General features: G+C 36.4%; 1 protein-coding gene. It reads left to right on the top strand.

Annotated features, from left to right (window positions below):
- Window positions 1-176: 176 nt before the first annotated feature.
- Window positions 177-1445 (top strand): ISL3 family transposase, encoded by a 1269-nt coding sequence (locus N0K73_RS08180; protein ID WP_146303460.1) that lies wholly within the window; start codon window positions 177-179, stop codon window positions 1443-1445.
- The last annotated feature ends 46 nt before the right edge of the window (window positions 1446-1491 follow it).

Raw genomic sequence — 1491 nt, 5'->3', positions numbered from 1 at the left:
GGGTCTACAATATCTGTTGTTGGTAATAGAGAATTAATTCTATTACTAATGACAGATTTTTTGTATAATGACAAAAAAAGACCCAAAAGCCATAAGACTTTTGGGTACGGGTTTCATCCAAATCCATTATCGTTCAACCACCACAGATGAATTAATAAGAAAGAAGGAATCTCCGCATGTCTAATCATACTAAATTTTGGCTCGAAATAGAAGACAATAATCTAACGATTATTGATTATTACACCTCAAACGATCACGTCGCCCGGTTTAACGGTATTCTTGATTATCAACCGAAAGCTTGTCCCAACTGCGGAATTAAGAACGAAGGCCAGATAATTAAATACGGTTGGCGTCAGACGACCATTCGATACCCTAAGGTATCGGGAAAAGACGTTATTCTCTTACTCAAACGCAGATATTTTAACTGCCACGAGTGCCAATCCTACTTTTTAGCTCAAACAAGTGCGGTCCCTAAGAACTGTACAATATCTAATCTATCTAGAAAACTTTGTTTGACTAAGCTGGCAGAACCCGTTTCTTTAACCCATATTGCCGATGAGCTTTCAACTTCTGATTCCTTTGTAGGCCGTATTTTGATGACTTCTGAACGAGATTTCAAGCCGAATTATTCATTCTTACCTAAGGTCCTTCTGCTTGACGAAGTCAAGAGTACTAAATCCGCTACGGATGCCATGAGTTTTGAATTTATGGATGCTAGTAATCATGAATTAATTGATCTTTTATCTTTTCGACGGCTCTATCAAATACAACGTTATTTTTACCGTTATTCAGCCGCGGCTAGAAAAAATGTGAAAATTATCGTAACCGATATGAATTATTCGTATCCTAAACTGGCTAAAGAAGTCTTTCCCAATGCAATTGTTGTCATTGATAGCTTTCATATAATTAATTCAGTGAATCGTGGATTTACCAAAACAAGAATCAGACTCATGAAAGAACTGCCAACATCGTCAAAAGATTATAGAGCACTGAAAAGATACTGGAAACTTCTGTTAAAACCTTCCGAAAATCTTGATTACAAGAATTTTAAAAAATGGACTTATTTTCCGTACTTAATGACGGAGATTGATGTCCTTAACCATTTACTTGCACTGAATCCAGAATTGAAAAAAACATATGAATTGATGAATCAAATCAGATCAGCCCTTCACTTAAGGGACTGGGCGGCTTATGATTTAGCCGTTACGAACACCGAAGGGTGTTCTGAAGAGATGACCAAAAGTATTGAAACGTTACGACTTCATCATTCTGAAATTAAAAGCACTTTCGCTCATCATTACTCTAATGGTCCTTTAGAGGGTACAAATAATAAAATAAAGGTCGTTAAACGCGTTAGTTTTGGCTTTAGAAACTTCCACAGATTTCGAACAAGACTATTTTACACGCTCAAAATCCATACTAAAAAAGTCCTAATCACAAAGTGATCAGAACTTTATCAATTTAGTCACCAACAACAGTTGACGAAGAGCC

Origin of the sequence: Dellaglioa algida (assembly GCF_030127605.1) — a bacterium.
Classification (GTDB): Bacteria; Bacillota; Bacilli; order Lactobacillales; family Lactobacillaceae; genus Dellaglioa; species Dellaglioa algida.
The sequence above is the reverse complement of the archived record's forward strand: the minus strand, read 5'-3'. Positions and strand labels throughout refer to the sequence as shown.